Raw genomic sequence first — 15,552 nt, forward strand, 5'->3', positions numbered from 1 at the left:
GCGGGCAGGACGGCGTCGCGGACGCGGGTCAGCCGGTCGAAGAAGGGGGCGGAGATCTCAGGCCTCCTTCGCGGCGGGCGCCGGCGCGGCGGGGGCGGGTGCCGTAGCGGGCGCGCTGGCGGGGCGCCGGGAGCCCAGCTGGTACAGGCGGCGCACCGACCACCACAGGAGCACCACCAGCAGGGCGTTGCGCAGGGTCAGCACGAGGGCCATCCACGGGTCGTTGTGACTCAGCTCGTAGTAGAACATCGGGTAGACGAGGAACGTGGCCACGGCGATGGCGATCAGCATGACCGCCGGCACCCGCCACGCCTTCCAGTGGTGGGTCAGCCCCACGGCCACGGCCGGCGCCAGCCACACCATGAACTGCGGGGAGCCGACCTTGTTGAACACGATGAAGGCGGTGACCATGGTCAGCGACCCCGCCAGCAGCAGCTCGGTCCGGTCGGTCTCGCCGGACCGCTCGCCGTTGCGCAGGCCCCGGGCGATCAGGAGGGTCACCGCGGCGGCGGCCACCAGCAGCAGCGGCTGCATGAGCACGGCCATCGTGGCCGTGCCGGGGCCGTCGACCTGCATGGAGTTGATCTCCGTGTTCATGTACATCCGGGACCCGCCCACACCCAGCACGGACGACCACAGCCACGGGGTGGTGAACGTGGCCTCCAGCTGCATGCCCCGGTCCCCCTGCTGGGTGAGGAAGTCGAAGAGCCTCGGCAGCGCACCCATGGCGGCGGCGACCCCGGCCGCGGCCGCGCTGACCAGCAGGCCCGCGACGACGACCGCCACCCGCCGGCGCACCACGGTGACGAGGGCGAGCACGACCGCCGCCGGCCAGACCTTCATCCAGGTGGCGACACTGAGCAGGACCGAGGCGGCCACCGGGTGCGCCACGCCGTAGACCAGGGCGACGAGCACCAGGGGGGCCGTGAGCCCATCGACGCGGGCGAAGCCCAGCCACCCCATGAGGAAGACGAAGCCCAGCCACCACCACGCGGCGGGGACGGCGTGCCGGGCGCGTCCCCAGTCCGTCAGCTTCCCCACGGCCCAGCCGTTGAGCACGGTGATCATCAGGACCCACAGGAAGAAGAACGGCCCCGGGCCGGCCGCGCCGGCCAGCGCGACGGGCACCAGCGCCAGCACCGGATAGACCCAGGGGGTGGGCTCCCCGTTCAGGTTCTGCTCGTCGAAGCCGGCCTCGGCCCACGCGCGGTAGATGTAGGTGTCGCTGAAGGCGGCGCCGGACAGGGACAGGGACAGGGCGAATCCCAGGAACACGAGGTGCACCAGGACGAAGCCGGCGAGCAGTCCGCGCGGGGATCTCGACCAGGCGTGCCACCGCGGGGTCGCGAGGCGGTTCCGGAACCGGGTGAGCATGCTGAAGGTCGTGTCCGTGGACATGGGTCAATCCTCGTCAAGGGGGTGGGGCCGCAGGACCACAGGGCGCTGCCCCACCATGCTACGTGGCCGGGCGCGGACCGACCGGAACCGGGCGTCATGATCCGTGCGCAGCGACCCCGGGCCGGAGGGCGCGGCGGCGTCCCGGGACGCCGGGGCGATGAGGTGGCATCATGGCTGGAACACGCTCCTGGAGAGCGCTCAGCACACCTGTCCGCCCGGCAGCGACACACATAGGGGATCAGCGCACGTCATGACGGCAGGGGGTTCGCATCCGGAGGGGCCGCGGAGCCGCGGGGGCCGGGCCGTCAGCACCGTCCCCTTCCGCCAGGACACGCCCGGCGCCCACCCGGACCCGCGAGCGCACGTCGCCGTCCTGCAGGGGTTCGTCGGCTCCCTGATGATGCTCGTCGGCTCGGTCGGCACCGGGTGGATCGCCAACGGCTCGCCCATGGTCCGCCACCCCCTCGTCATCGCGCTGCGGGTCGAGGGATGGGGCGTCTACGCCTGCACCGTGCTGCTGACCGTCGGCGCCATGCTGCTGGTGCGCTCCTGGCTCCGGCTCGGGCAGCGGCTCCAGGACGGGCCGGCGGGCGCCCAGCGCTCCGTGGTGCTGGCCGTGTGCGCCTGGTCGCTGCCGCTGTTCTTCGCCGTGCCCATCTTCTCCCGGGACGTGTACGCCTACGTCGGCCAGGGCCGTCTGATGCTGGCCGGGCAGAACCCGTACACGACCGGCATCTCCGCCCTGGAGAACTGGTTCATGCTGGGCACGGACCCGACCTGGGCCGAGGCCCGGACGCCCTACGGGCCGTACTTCCTGTGGCTGGCGCGCGCGGTCGTGGCCCTCACGGGCGCGCAGCCGGATCTCTCCGTCCTGCTCTTCCGGATCCTGGCCTGCGCGGGTGTCCTCCTCTGCGTCGTGTACGTGCCCCGGCTCGCGCGGCTGCACGGGGTCGACCCGGCCCGTGCGCTGTGGATCGCGGTGGCCAACCCGCTGTTCCTCATCAGCTTCGTGGCCAGCGCGCACAACGACGCGCTGATGCTCGGACTGGCCGTGGCGGGAACGTACTTCGCGGCCACGGGCCGCCCGGTGACCGGGGTCCTCCTGGTGACCGCCTCGATCGGGATCAAGCCGATCACCATCCTCCTGCTGCCGTTCATCGGCCTCCTGTGGGCGGGGCCGAGAGCGTCCTGGCGGCGGAAGTTCGCCCTGTGGGCGGCCACGGCGGCGATCAGCTTCGGGGTGCTGCTGCTGAGCGGGCTCCCCTACCAGCTGGGCACCGGGTGGGTCTGGGCGCTGGTCGACCCCACCCCGGGGTACACCGGGTACTCGCCCTCCGGCTTCCTGGGCCAGCAGGTCCGCGACCTCGCGAACGCGGTGGGCCTGCCGGGCGCGGCCATGGCCTCCGTGCTGCGCGACGTCCTGCAGTACGCCGCCATCGGCCTGGTCCTGCTCCTGATGTTCCGCGGCGACGACCACCGGGTGGTCCGCAGGCTCGGCCTGGCGTTCGCCGCCGTGGTGCTGCTCTCCCCGATCATCCAGCCCTGGTACATCCTGTGGTTCCTCCCCTTCCTCGCCGCGACCGGGATCAGGGACAACTGGCAGATCCGCTCCCTGTACATCGTGATCACCTTCTTCGTGATCTTCGGCGCCCAGGACCAGCTCTCCGTGTGGCCCTTCATCGAGCTGACGGTGGACGCCTCGACGATCGCGTTCGTCACCGCCCTGGTGTTCACCGCCTACCTGATGCTCCTGGATCCCCACACCCGGCACCTGCTCGTCCACGGCGGCCCGGCGGGCTGGCTCGGCCGCCGACGACGCCGTCGTCGTCGGAGCTGAGGCGCCCGCGGCCGTCGGTCACCGGGGCGCGGCGGGCACCGCTGCGCCGGTGCCCAGCGGGAGCCGGACGGTGAAGAGCGTGCGGCCCGGGCGGGACTCCACGTCCACCGTGCCGCCGTGCGCCTGCACCACCGAGCGGACGATGGACAGGCCCAGGCCGGTGCTGCCCTCCCGGGTCTGCCGGGAGGTGTCCAGGCGGCTGAAGCGCTCGAAGAGCCTGGCCTGGAACTCCCGCGGGATGCCCGGGCCGGCGTCGAGCACGGAGGCCTCCGCCCAGCCGTCCCGGGTGGCCCGCACGGCGGCGGTCACCGCGGTGCCGGGCGGGGTGTGCTTGCGGGCGTTGGAGAGCAGGTTGGCCAGCACCTGGTGGAGCTGGGCGACGTCCGCCCGCACGGGCACCGGCTCCGCCGGCACGTCCAGGGCCCAGTCGTGGTCGGGGCCCGCGGCCGAGGCGTCGGTGAGGGCCTCGAGCACGAGCTCGCCGAGGTCGGCGTCCCGCAGCTCCGGGGGGCGGCCCTCGTCCAGGCGGGCGAGCAGCAGCAGGTCCTCGACCAGGGCGGTCATCCGCAGCGTCTGCTGCTCCACCCGGGCCAGCGAGGCGCGGCCGGTGCCGGTCAGCGGCTCGGTGAGCTGCAGCATGTCCGTGTAGCCGCGCACGGCCGCCAGGGGGGTGCGCAGCTCGTGGGAGGCGTCCGCCACGAACTCGCGCAGCCGGGTCTCGGAGTGCTGGCGCGCGGCCAGGGCCGAGTCCACGTTCTCGAGCAGGGAGTTCAGGGCGCGGCCCACCTCCCCGACCTCTGTCCCGGGACGAGCCAGCCCGGCGGGCACGTGCTGGTCGGCCAGGGAGACCTCGCCCGAGGCCAGCGGCAGGCGGGCGACGCGGGACGCCGCCGCCGAGACCTGTTCCAGCGGCCGCAGGGCACGGCGCACGACGACGGTCCCGGCCACCGCCGTGGTCACCAGCGCGAGCAGGCTGCCCGCGGTCATGGTGGTGACGAGCTCCGCCACGGTGTCGTCGACCGACGCGGTGGGCAGCCCGGTCACCAGCACCTGGCTGCCGCTGCGCCCGTCCCGGGCGACCGACTCGACCCGGTACTCGCCCACGGACAGGTCCACGTCGGAGAGCCGCCCCTGCTCCGTGCCCGTGGAGCGCCGAGGGTCCCCGAAGCCGCGCTCGTCCGGGCTCTCGGCCGCGAAGGCGCCCGCTTCCCGCAGGGCGGTGACGTCCTCCTCGGGCAGCGGCGCGGGCTCCCCGGACTCGGTGCGGTAGGACGCCGTGACCACCTCGTCCTCCCGCAGCACGGCCACCAGGACGCCCACCGGCTGGCCGGGGGCGTCGAGGGGGTCCCGCTCCGGGGCGGGGTCCCCCCGGGTGAAGGTCAGCGCCCGCCCGGTGGCCTGGCGCAGCGACCCGTCGAGCCGCTCGACGAGGTCCTGGCGGGTGAGCTCCACGATCGTGGCGCCCAGCACGAGGAGGACCACCGCCAGGAGGACGAGCACGCCGGCGATGAGCCGGGTGGCCAGGCGCAGGCGGCGCGGGGGGAGCGGGCCGTGCGGCATCAGGACGCGGGCTTGATGACGTACCCGGCGCCGCGCACGGTGTGGATCATGGGGGAGCGGCCCGCGTCGATCCGCTTGCGGAGGTAGGAGATGTAGAGCTCCACGATGTTGGCCTGGCCCGAGAAGTCGTAGTGCCACACGTTGTCCAGGATCTGGGCCTTGGACAGGACACGGCGCGGGTTCTCCATCAGGTAGCGCAGCAGCTCGAACTGCGTGGTGGTCAGCTCGACCGGCTCCCCGGCGCGGGTGACCTCGCGGCTGTCGATGTTGAGCACCAGGTCCCCGACCACCAGGGTGGCGCTGTCCTGGGCGGCGACCCCGGAGCGCTGCACGAGCCGGTGCAGCCGGATGAGCACCTCCTCGATCGAGAACGGCTTGGTCACGTAGTCGTCCCCGCCGGAGGCGAGCCCCTCGATCCGGTCCTGGACCGTGTCCTTGGCCGTGAGGAACAGCACCGGCACCTCGGGGTAGGACTGGCGGATCCGGGCCAGGACCTCCAGCCCGTCCAGGCCGGGCAGCATCCGGTCCAGGACCAGCACGTCGGGGGCGAAGTCCCGCGCCTGGGCGACGGCGTCGAACCCCTCGTGGGAGATCCGGGCGTCCCACCCGCACATGCCCGTGCCCATGGCCACGAGATCGGCCAGCGCCGGCTCGTCGTCCACCACCAGCACCCGGATCGGCGAGCCGTCAGGGTGGGTCAGGCGAGGCAGGACCTCGGTGAGGACGGAGAAGCTGGAGGAGTAGGACATGGGAGCTCCCGGTGCCGGGCGGACGTGACACTGCCACTGTTGCGCACCAGATTAGGCGCACGTCCTGTGGAAGCTGTGCGCAGCCTGTGCCGTGCCGCCGGAATTCTCAGACAGGCCAGGGCGGTCGGCACAGCTCCGGCACAGACTCCGGGCGGACAGTGGAACCACTCGAGCCAGCCACCCACCGGACACCCAGGAGCGGACATGCGCACCATCACCATCACCGACGCCGTCGAGGCCGCCGCCCGCGCCCAGTACGAGCGGGCCGCCCACCCCGGAGCACCCCGGTGGGAGGACTGCGCCGAGTCCGACCGCGCCGTCTACCGCCACGCGGTGCGGCCCCACGTCGAAGCGGCCGCCCCGTTCATCGCCGCGCGGTCCCTGCAGGACGCGGCCACCGCCTTCGCCACCACCCGCCCCGCCGAGTCCGCCCGGCGCAGCCTCGAGTACCCCGTGGTGGAGCTGCAGGCCATGGCCTACCGGCACACGGCGGCCCAGCGCCCCGTCGTGGTGCCGTCGTCGTCGGCCACGGCCCCGGTCACCGCTCCCGCCGCCGCCGCTGCGGCGCCGCGGCGGGTGCGCGCCGTCCTCGGCGGCCTCCGTTCGTCGAGGCGCCCCGAGGCCGTGTAGGCCTCGGGCGGTCCTGCGACCGGTCGCCCGCCGGCGGGCGCGTGTGCCGCGTCACAGCGGAAGCACAGCATTCCGAAAAGCCCACCACATGTGCGCCAGCAAAGGTGGGGTGTGCACCGGTCCTCCGACCGGTCCGGCGGGCAGGGGGTCCGCCGTCCTGCCGCGCTGAGGGGGCCGCTGTCATGACCGATTCCCGGGGCCGCCCGCCGAGGACCGTGCCGTGGGCGCCGGTCCCCGCGCGGCCGGCGAGCACTCCGCTCGCGGACGAGGCCTCGACCGGCCGCGCGACGGCCGACCCGGCCACGGGCTCGGCCACGAGCTCGACCGCGAGTTCCACCGCGAGCCCGGCCGCCGCACCCGCCAAGCGCCGCCTCGTCGGGGTGGACGCCGCCCGCGGCCTGGCCCTGATCGGGATGATCGCGATCCACATCCTGCCCTCGTGGGACCCGGAGACCTTCGAGCCCACCGCGCAGTGGACCGTCTTCGCCGGCCGCTCCGCGGCGCTGTTCGCCCTTCTGGCGGGCGTGGGCCTGGCCTTCAGCACCGGTGGCCGGACACCGCACACCGGCCGGGCGATGACCGCCGACCGGGCGGGGGTGGCCGTCCGCGCGCTGCTGATCGCGGGCCTGGGGCTGGCGATCAACCACGTGCTCCCCGGGAGCACGATCGACGAGGTCCCGGCCGTCAACATCCTCGTCTACTACGGGGCCTTCTTCCTGCTGGCGATCCCGTTCCTGCGCCTGCCCGCCCGCGCCCTGTTCGTCTGGGCGGGGGTCTTCGCCCTGGCCGGTCCCGCGCTGGTGCACCTGCTGCGGGACGTCCTGCCGGTCGTGGAGCGCTACAACCCGGACTACCTCGATCTCGTCGGGGACCCCGGGGCCACCGCGGCCCGGCTGCTGCTGACCGGGACCTTCCCCGCCCTGCCGTACCTGGCCTACCTGCTGACCGGCCTGGCCATCGGCCGGCTCGACCTCGCCGGGATCCGGGTCCAGACCGGACTGGTGCTGGGCGGGGCACTGCTGGCCGCCGGGGCCTCGCTGGCCTCCTGGGTGCTCGTCGACCGGGCCGGCGGCCTCGACCAGCTCGTGACCCGCACCCCCGGCGTCGACGAGGAGCTCGTCACCGAGGTCATCGTGTTCGGCCCCGACCCGACGCTGCCGACGACCACGTGGTGGTGGCTGACGGTCGGCGGCCCGTACACGAACACCCCGCCGGCCCTGCTGCTGGGCCTCGGCTCCGCGGTGGCCGCCCTGGGCGTGTTCCTCCTGCTGGCCCGCCGCTGGGCCTCCTGGCTGCTGCCGCTGAGCGCGATGGGCGCGATGACCCTCACCGTGTACTCGGCGCACCTGCTCGCGCTGGCCGCCGAGCTGCACTACGACCAGCCGCTGTGGTTCTGGATCCACGTGGCCGTGGCGATGGCCTTCGCCCTCCTCTGGCGCCAGGCCATGGGGCAGGGCCCCCTCGAGCGGCTGGTGGCCGCCCTGGTGCGCGCCACCCGCCGGCGCGTGCTCGCCCGCGAGCAGCGCCCGGGCTGAGCGCGCGGGCCGGGCGGCGCACGGCCGGGCGGCGCCGGGCTGGGCAGTGCGGCCCGAGCAGCACCCGGGCGGAGCGCGCGGGTAGGGCAGTGCGGCCCGGGCAGCGCCGGGCTGGGCGACGCGGCTCGAGCAGCGCCCGTGCGGACCGAGCCCAGCGCTCCGCCCGGCGGGCGGGTGCTACCGGGTCCCGGCTGGGGCGCTGCGGCGCCGCAGTGCGGCGTAGCCCAGGATGAGCAGTCCGGCCGCGGCCAGGCCGACGCCCACCCAGGCGGGGGAGCGGTAGCCCCAGCCGGCGGAGATGACCACGCCGCCGAGGAACGCGCCCACGGCGTTGGCCAGGTTGAACGCCGCGTGGTTCATCGCGGCGGTCAGGGACGGGGCGTCCTTGGCCTCGCGCAGCAGGCGCACCTGGAGCGAGGTCGTGAAGATCGAGCCCATGATGCCGATCCACAGCGCGCCCAGGACGGCAGCCACGGGGACGTGGACGAACAGCGCGAAGAACGCCAGGGCCACACCGGACACCGCGCCGGCGCCGAGGGCGGTGCGCTCGATCGAGCGGTCGATGAGCGGACCGGCCAGCAGCGAGCCCACGGTCATGCCCACGCCGAACACGGCCAGCACCCACGGCACGGTGCCGATGTCGAGGCCGGTGAGCTCGGTGAGGGTCGGGGAGATGTAGGTGTAGACCGCGAACATGCCGCCGAAGCCGATCGCCCCGGCGAGCAGCGTCAGGGCCACCTGGGGCCGGGCCAGGGCGCGGATCTCCTGGGCGGCCGAGGCCATGCCCTCGTTGCGGGTGCGCGGCACCCACAGGGCCAGGGCGGCGATGGTCAGGGCGCCCAGGAGCACCACCAGGAGATAGGCGGAGCGCCAGCCGAGGGCCCCGCCCAGGGCCGCGGCGAAGGGCACGCCCACGATGTTCGCGATGGTGAGCCCCAGCATCACCCGGGCCACGGCCGTGCCGCGCCGTTCGCGGGCCACCAGGGAGGAGGCCACCACCGCGGCGACCCCGAAGTAGGCGCCGTGGGGCAGGCCGGCGAGGAACCGGGCCACGTAGAGCCACTCGAGGGAGGGCGCGGCGGCGGAGAGCCCGTTGCCCACCACGAACGTGAGCATCAGCGTCAGCAGCAGGGTCTTGCGCTCCACCCGGGCGGCGAGGGACGTGATGAGCGGCGCCCCGACCACCACGCCCAGGGCGTAGAGGGAGATGGACTGGCCGACGGCGGGGATCGAGGCGCCGAAGTCCTCGGCGATGAACGGCAGCAGGCCCATCGAGGCGAACTCGGTGGTGCCGACCCCGAAGCCGCCCATCGCCAGGGCGAAGATGGCGAGGCGGGTGCCGGCGGGACCGGGGGCGTTGACCACCTGGAGCAGGGCGGTGCGGGGTGCGGACACGGCGGGTCCTTCCGGGAAGGGCGCAGGGACGGGGAACGAGCACGTCGTCGAGCCCGAAGGAAAGGGGAGGGACAGCTTTCGATGCTACGCGCGTTCGCCCCGGTCTCCCATGCCTCCCGGTGTGATCTTCATCAGCCCGCCCGGCAGGCGCGTGCTCAGCGGAAGGCGGAGTGCCCGGTCAGCTGCTGGCCCAGGATGAGGGTGTGCACCTCGTCGGTGCCCTCGTAGGTGCGCACGGACTCCAGATTGTTGGCGTGGCGCAGCGGCGAGTGCTCGAGGGTGACCCCGTTGCCGCCGAGCATCGTGCGCGCCTCCCGGCACACCTCGATCGCGATCCGGCAGTTGTTGAGCTTGCCCACCGAGATCATGTGGTTCTCCAGGCGGCCCTCGTCCTTGAGCCGCCCGATGCGCAGCGCCAGCAGCTGCCCCTTCTGGATCTCCAGGGCCATGTTCACCAGCTTCGCCTGCGAGAGCTGGTAGGCGGCGAGCGGCTTGTCGAACTGGATGCGCTGCTGCGAGTAGGCCAGTGCGGCGTCGAAGCTGTCGCGGGCCGCGCCCAGGGCGCCCCAGACGATCCCGTAGCGGGCCTCGTTGAGGCACGAGAACGGTCCTCGCAGACCGGGATTGTCGGGCAGGATCGCGTCGGCGGGCAGCCGGACGTCCTCGAGGGCGATGTCGCACTGGATGGAGGCGCGCATGGACAGCTTCGGCTCGATCGGCGTGGCGGTGAACCCGGGGGTGTCCGTGGGCACGAGGAAGCCGCGGACGCGCTCCTGCCCGCTCTCGTCGACGGCCTTGGCCCAGATCACGGCCACGTGGGCGATCGAGGCGAGCCCGATCCAGCGCTTGGCGCCGTTGAGGACCCACTCGCCGCCCTCGCGCACCGCGGTGGTCGCCATGGTCGAGGGGTCCGAGCCGGCGGTGGGCTCGGTGAGGCCGAAGCACCCGATGATCTCGCCGGCGGCCATGCCGGGCAGCCAGCGCTGCTTCTGCTCCTCGGAGCCGTGCTTGGCGATCGCGGACATCGCCAGCGAGCCCTGCACGGAGACGAACGTGCGCAGGCCGGAGTCCCCGGCCTCGAGCTCCTGCATCGCGATGCCGTACTGCACCGCGGACTTCCCGGCGCACCCGTAGCCCTGGATGTGCATGCCGAGCAGTCCGAGCTGCGCCATCTCCGGGACGATCTCCTGCGGGAAGACGGCGTCGGCGAACCACCCGGCGATGTTCGGCCGGATCCGCCGGTCCACGAACTCGCGGACGGTGTCCCGGGTCTCGAGCTCCTCGGCGCTGAGGTCTGCTTCGACGTCGAGCAGGTCGGTCGCGGCGGCGTTCATGGGTCCTCCTGGGGATCGGGGTGCGCGGATGCCTCTGACGAGGATGACGCATGCGTGACCTGGGCAACACCGTTCGCCACATATTTGAGCTTTAGGTATCACTGAACTGCACATTAGGTATTTGAAGTTTCACAGTGGGTCGTGGGAATGTGATCTGCACGACATCCATCCACCCCTCGGAGGACTCCTGTGACCCGATCGTCCCCCCGTGCCGTCGACGTCCCGCCCCGGGTGCGCATCGAGCGCACCGGTGCCGTGGCCGTGCTGACGCTCGACGACGAACGACGCCGCAACGTGCTCGGCCCCGAGCTGCGCACCCGGCTGCGGGCCGCCCTGGCGGAGCTCGCCGCGGACCCCGGGATCGGCGCCCTGGTGCTCACCGGCGCGGGAGGCTGCTTCAGCGGCGGCGGCGACCTCGCCTCCATGCCGCCCGCCGGTCCGGTCGAGTCCGCCGCCCGGATGGCCGAGGTGGCCGGGCTCGTGCAGGAGCTCGCGCAGCTGGAGAAGCCGGTCGTGGCCGCGGTGACCGGGCCCGCCGCCGGCGTGGCCGTCGGCCTGGTGTGCTGCTGCGACGTGGTGGTGGCCGGCGAGAGCGCCCGGTTCCTGTTCCCGTTCACCCGCCTGGGCCTGGCCCCGGACGGCGGGCTGGTGCACTCCCTGGTCCAGCGCACGGGTGCGGCCCGCGCCCGGCGGATCCTGCTGGAGGCCGCCCCGGTGGACGCCGCCACCGCCCTGGACGCGGGGCTGGCCGACCACGTGCTGCCGGACCCGGACGTGCTCGGCGCCGCGGTCGCCCGCGCCGCGGAGCTCGCCGGCCGGGCCCCGCTCGCCGTCGCCGCCGTGAAGCGGGGGATCCGCGAGGCCTCCGGCTCTCTCGGCGAGGCCCTGGACTTCGAGCGGGACCACCAGCCCGCGCTCTTCGGCACCGCCGACTTCCTGGAGGGCAAGCAGTCGTTCTTCGAGAAGCGGGTCCCCTCCTTCTCCGGGCGCTGAGCGCCCCCACCGCACGTCGAAAGGTCATCATGAGGACAACGAAGTCACGGCTCGCCGCTCTGGGCGCCGTCGCGGTGCTGGGTCTGACCGGCTGCGCGAGCGCCGAGGGGGACGAGCCGGTGGGCCCCAACGGCCTGCCGCAGCAGCTGGTGTGGTCCACCTACAACGTGGGCACCGGCACCTACAACGATCTCGCCGCCATCGCGAACACCCTCACCAACGAGGAGGGGGTGCAGGTGCGGCTGATGACGGCCGACACCGGCATCGGCCGGCTGGCGCCCCTCGTGAACGGCACCGTGGACTACTCGCGGGCCGGGGACGAGTACTACTACGCCTTCGAGGGCGACTACGAGTACGCCAGCGAGGAGTGGGGCCCCCAGGACATCCGCATGGTGTGGGCGCCGCTGGGCAACTACGGCCTGCTGGTGCGCGAGGACAGCGGCATCGACTCCTTCGCGGACCTCGAGGGCAAGCGGTTCCCCGAGCTGACCGCCAACACGTCCATCAACAACAAGATGGAGGGCTTCCTCAACTACGGCGGCCTGACCGGGGAGGACGTCCAGAAGGTCCCCATCTCCTACGGCGAGCAGATCGCCGGTCTCGAGGCGGGCCAGATCGACGCCCTGTACCAGAACGTGGTCGGCTCCAACATCGACGAGCTCGCGTCCTCCACGGACGTCAAGTGGCTGGGCTTCGACGACCCGGACCCGGCCCGCTACGAGACCTGGGAGGAGCTCATGCCCATGGTGTCGGTCGGCGAGGTCACGAACGCCGCCGGGATGGACGAGGGCGAGAGCGCCCGCGTCCTCGAGTACACGATCCCGCTGACCACGATGGGTTCCCGCGACGCGGACGAGGTCTACCACCTCGTGAAGTCGATGGTCGAGAACTACGAGCACTACGAGGGCACCACCCCGGACACGAAGCAGTTCGCCTTCGACGCCGTGCTCAAGGAGCCGCTGGTGGTCCCCTTCCACGAGGGCACCGTCCGCTACTTCGAGGAGCGCGGCGTGTGGACCGAGGAGCTGGAGCGGAAGAACGACGAGCTGATCGAGCGCGGCGAGCGGATGCGCGAGGCCTGGCCCGGCGTCGTCGAGTCCTCCTCCTCCGCGGAGGAGCTCGAGCAGAACTGGACGGACTGGAAGACCGACGAGCTGGACGGCGAGGAGACCGACGATGCGAACTGAGACCCGGGTGACACCGTTCTGGCGGACGGTGGTGATCGCGCTGACCGTCCTGGGCGTGCTGCTGGCCATGAACCAGGTCTTCTTCTGGAACGTGGGCGGGCTGTCCCTGCTGACCAACTCCTACCTGTACCTCATCCTGGCGGTGTTCCTGCCGGTCGTGTTCATCGTCAACCCCCTGCGCAAGATCCCGCTCGCGCAGCAGGTGGAGGCCCAGCAGGAGCACGGATCCGGCGGCAGCACCGCCCCGGTCCGCGAGCGCCGGGTCCAGTGGTTCGACGTCCTGCTCATGGTCGTCGCGGCGGCCGTGTGCGGCTACTTCGCGGTCAACGGGACGCGGATCAAGGACTTCGGCTGGGAGTACATGGCGCCCACCACCGCCACGGTCGCCGCGTTCGTGCTGTGGCTCGTGGTGCTCGAGGCCCTGCGCCGCACCGGCGGGCTGACGGTGACGGTCATCGCGCTGCTCTTCTCCCTGTACCCGCTGGTCGCCGAGAACCTGCCGATCGGCGTCCTGCAGGGCGTCACCTACGACCTGCCGACCCTGGCGCAGGTGCACATCATGGGCGCCGAGGGCGTGCTGGGCCTGCCCATCCAGACCGCGGCGACCATCCTGATCGGCTTCCTGGTCTTCGGGGTGGCCCTGCAGCACACCGGCGGCGCGGACTTCTTCCACAACCTCTCCATGTCGATCTTCGGCCGGTACCGCGGCGGCGCGGCGAAGGTGTCCGTGGCCAGCAGCGCCGCGATGGGCATGATGAGCGGCAGCGCCGTCTCCAACGTCCTGACCACCGGGCCCATGACCATCCCGGCCATGAAGCGCTCCGGGTTCAGCCCCACCTACGCGGGCGGCATCGAGGCCACGGCGTCCTCCGGCGGGTCCATCACCCCGCCGATCATGGGCACCGCGGCGTTCCTCATGGTCTCCTTCGTGGGCGTGCCCTACACGGAGATCCTGGTGGCCGCGACCATCCCCGCGGTCCTCTACTTCCTCGGCATCTACCTGCAGGTGGACGGCTACGCCGCCCGCAAGGGGCTCCAGGGCGTGCCCGTGGCCCAGCTGCCCCGCGCCCTCGCCACGCTCGTCCGGGGCTGGCCCTACGTCCTGGCCCTGGCCCTGCTGACCGGGCTGCTGTTCCTCACGAACTCCGAGACCCAGGTGCCGTACTGGGTGATCCTGGTGCTGCTGGTCGTGGCCGTGCTGCGCCCGGGCCAGAAGTTCGGGCTGCGGGAGTTCGCCGACTTCCTCGTGGAGTCCGGCCGGACGCTGGGCAACATCATCGGCATCATCGCCGGCGTGGGCCTGATCGTCGGCGGCCTCACCGCCACGGGCGTGAGCCTGTCCCTGGCCCGCGAGCTGGTCTCGCTGGTCGGTGACAACGTGGTCCTCATCCTCATCGCCGGCGCCGTCACCTGCTTCATCCTCGGCATGGGCATGACGATCTCCGCGGCCTACGTGTTCCTGGCGATCGTCATGGTCCCGGCGGTCATCGACCTCGGGGTCAACCCGCTCGCGGCGCACCTGTTCGTCATCTACTGGGCGTCCGTCTCCTACATCACCCCGCCGGTGGGCCTGGCCGCCTTCGCCGCGGCGGGCCTGGCCAAGGCCCCCGCCATGGCCACCAGCGTGGCGGCCATGAAGCTCGGCGCGGTGAAGTACATCGTCCCGTTCGGCTTCGCTCTCAACCCCGCGCTGGTCGCCCAGGACTCGCCCGGCCGGATCCTGCTGGCCTTCGCCCTGAGCATCGTGGGGGTCTACGCCCTGGCCTCGGCCATCGAGGGCTGGACGGTCGGCTTCGACCGCCGGATGCCCGCCCTGTTCCGGGTCGCGGCCGCGGTCGGCGGGTTCCTGCTGTTCCTGCCCACGCCGCTCAGCGCCGTCGCCGGCCTGGTCCTCGTGGCCGGGAGCGTGCTGCTGACCTTCCTCACCGTGCGGACCGGACCCACGGACGACGACGACGCCGCTCCCGCCCCGGCCCCCGCGCCCGCCACCGCCACCGTCTGACCGGAAGGACCCGCCATGACCGACACCACCACGGACACCACCACCGCCGCCACGAGCGGCAGCACCACCGGCGCTCCGGCCGGCACCACCACCGCCCCTCCGGCCGACACCGGCGCGGGCACCCGCCTCGACACCGGGACCGGCACCGTCACGGCCGAGCTGCGGGGCAGGGTCGCCGTCGTCACCGTGAACCGCCCCGAGGTGCGCAACGCCCTGAACGTCGGGGTGCTGGACGGGATCGAGGCGGCGCTCGACGCGCTGGAGCGGCACGAGGACGCCGGCGCCGTCGTCTTCACCGGCGCGGGGGAGAAGGCCTTCGTGGCCGGGGCGGACATCTCCCAGCTGGTCGGCTACACGCTGCGGGACGGCCTGCGGGCCCGGATGCAGCGCCTCTGGGACCGGATCCAGGACCTCGAGCTGCCCACGATCGCCGCGGTCAACGGCTTCGCGCTGGGCGGGGGCAACGAGCTGGCGATGTCCTGCGACATCCGCGTGGCGGCCGCCGGCGCCCGGTTCGGACTGCCCGAGACCAACCTCGGCATCCTGCCCGGCGCCGGCGGCACCCAGCGGCTGTCCCGGCTCGTCGGGCTCGGCCGGGCCCAGGAGATGATCCTCACCGGCCGGATCATCGACGCGGAGGAGGCCCTGCGCATCGGCCTGGTGACCAGCGTGGTCCCGGCGGACGAGCTGATGGACGCGGCGCTCGCCACCGCGGACTCGATCCTCGCCAAGGGCCCCCTGGCGGTGCGGCTGGCCAAGCTCGTGGTGCGCAACGGCGCCGAGACGGACCAGCGCACCGGGCTGCTGCTCGAGCGGCTGGCCCAGTCCCTGCTCTACGCCTCCGACGAGAAGGCCGAGGGCGCGAGCGCCTTCCTGGAGAAGCGCCCAGCCCGCTTCCGCGACGACGACTGACCACCGGCCCCAGCCCCGAA

At 73.0% G+C, this 15,552-nt stretch carries 12 protein-coding genes; 7 read left to right on the plus strand and 5 right to left on the minus strand.

The features are described 5' to 3' along the window. Positions 1-57: 57 nt before the first annotated feature. Positions 58-1,398 carry a glycosyltransferase 87 family protein gene (locus tag ACP7CD_RS11825; protein ID WP_095649967.1) on the minus strand — a complete coding sequence of 447 codons (1,341 nt, stop codon included), beginning with the start codon at positions 1,396-1,398 and terminating at the stop codon, positions 58-60. A gap of 250 nt (positions 1,399-1,648) precedes the next feature. Here ACP7CD_RS11825 and mptB point away from each other — a divergent pair, with 250 nt between their 5' ends. Then, the gene (mptB, locus tag ACP7CD_RS11830; RefSeq protein ID WP_284563055.1) at positions 1,649-3,235 is read left to right on the plus strand and encodes a polyprenol phosphomannose-dependent alpha 1,6 mannosyltransferase MptB; all 1,587 of its coding nucleotides are present in this window, start codon (positions 1,649-1,651) and stop codon (positions 3,233-3,235) included. Between the two features lie 18 nt (positions 3,236-3,253). Here the strand turns inward: mptB and ACP7CD_RS11835 are convergent, their stop codons facing one another. Together ACP7CD_RS11835 and ACP7CD_RS11840 are read right to left on the minus strand one after the other, a co-directional pair. Next, a complete protein-coding gene (locus ACP7CD_RS11835; protein ID WP_109243575.1) occupies positions 3,254-4,795 on the minus strand; it encodes a sensor histidine kinase in 1,542 nt (513 codons plus the stop codon). Then, on the minus strand, positions 4,795-5,544 hold the full coding sequence (locus ACP7CD_RS11840) for a response regulator transcription factor (protein ID WP_126346771.1): 750 nt from the start codon (positions 5,542-5,544) through the stop codon (positions 4,795-4,797). Before ACP7CD_RS11840 ends, ACP7CD_RS11835 begins: the two co-directional genes overlap by 1 nt. Before the next feature lie 204 nt (positions 5,545-5,748). Between ACP7CD_RS11840 and ACP7CD_RS11845 the strand changes: the two genes are divergently transcribed. Both ACP7CD_RS11845 and ACP7CD_RS11850 read left to right on the plus strand, forming a co-directional pair. After that, positions 5,749-6,174, plus strand: a complete 426-nt coding sequence (locus tag ACP7CD_RS11845) for a hypothetical protein (RefSeq protein WP_251356248.1) — start codon at positions 5,749-5,751, stop codon at positions 6,172-6,174. 182 nt (positions 6,175-6,356) lie between these two features. Beyond that, positions 6,357-7,709 carry a heparan-alpha-glucosaminide N-acetyltransferase domain-containing protein gene (locus tag ACP7CD_RS11850; protein ID WP_290467715.1) on the plus strand — a complete coding sequence of 451 codons (1,353 nt, stop codon included), beginning with the start codon at positions 6,357-6,359 and terminating at the stop codon, positions 7,707-7,709. A 177-nt stretch (positions 7,710-7,886) separates the two neighbouring features. On the opposite strand, the gene ACP7CD_RS11855 is transcribed toward ACP7CD_RS11850, so the two are convergent. Together ACP7CD_RS11855 and ACP7CD_RS11860 are read right to left on the minus strand one after the other, a co-directional pair. Further along, entirely contained in the window at positions 7,887-9,104 is a 1,218-nt protein-coding gene (locus ACP7CD_RS11855; RefSeq protein WP_336650131.1) for an MFS transporter, read from the minus strand. Between the two features lie 155 nt (positions 9,105-9,259). Further along, on the minus strand, positions 9,260-10,438 hold the full coding sequence (locus ACP7CD_RS11860) for an acyl-CoA dehydrogenase family protein (RefSeq protein WP_017831811.1): 1,179 nt from the start codon (positions 10,436-10,438) through the stop codon (positions 9,260-9,262). Between the two features lie 189 nt (positions 10,439-10,627). Here ACP7CD_RS11860 and ACP7CD_RS11865 point away from each other — a divergent pair, with 189 nt between their 5' ends. From ACP7CD_RS11865 to ACP7CD_RS11880, 4 genes are read left to right on the plus strand one after another with little or no spacing between them, the layout of a single operon-like run. Then, entirely contained in the window at positions 10,628-11,431 is an 804-nt protein-coding gene (locus tag ACP7CD_RS11865) for an enoyl-CoA hydratase/isomerase family protein (protein WP_095650652.1), read from the plus strand. A gap of 29 nt (positions 11,432-11,460) precedes the next feature. Next, positions 11,461-12,618: a TAXI family TRAP transporter solute-binding subunit gene (locus ACP7CD_RS11870; RefSeq protein WP_031282157.1), complete on the plus strand. Its 1,158-nt coding sequence runs from the start codon at positions 11,461-11,463 to the stop codon at positions 12,616-12,618. After that, positions 12,608-14,620, plus strand: a complete 2,013-nt coding sequence (locus ACP7CD_RS11875) for a TRAP transporter permease (RefSeq protein WP_426120243.1) — start codon at positions 12,608-12,610, stop codon at positions 14,618-14,620. Before ACP7CD_RS11870 ends, ACP7CD_RS11875 begins: the two co-directional genes overlap by 11 nt. A 15-nt stretch (positions 14,621-14,635) precedes the next feature. Then, entirely contained in the window at positions 14,636-15,532 is an 897-nt protein-coding gene (locus tag ACP7CD_RS11880; RefSeq protein WP_284563061.1) for an enoyl-CoA hydratase/isomerase family protein, read from the plus strand. Positions 15,533-15,552 lie beyond the last annotated feature (20 nt).

It is taken from the genome of Kocuria sp. LHG3120 (assembly GCF_049897445.1).
Lineage (GTDB): Bacteria > Actinomycetota > Actinomycetes > Actinomycetales > Micrococcaceae > Kocuria > Kocuria rosea.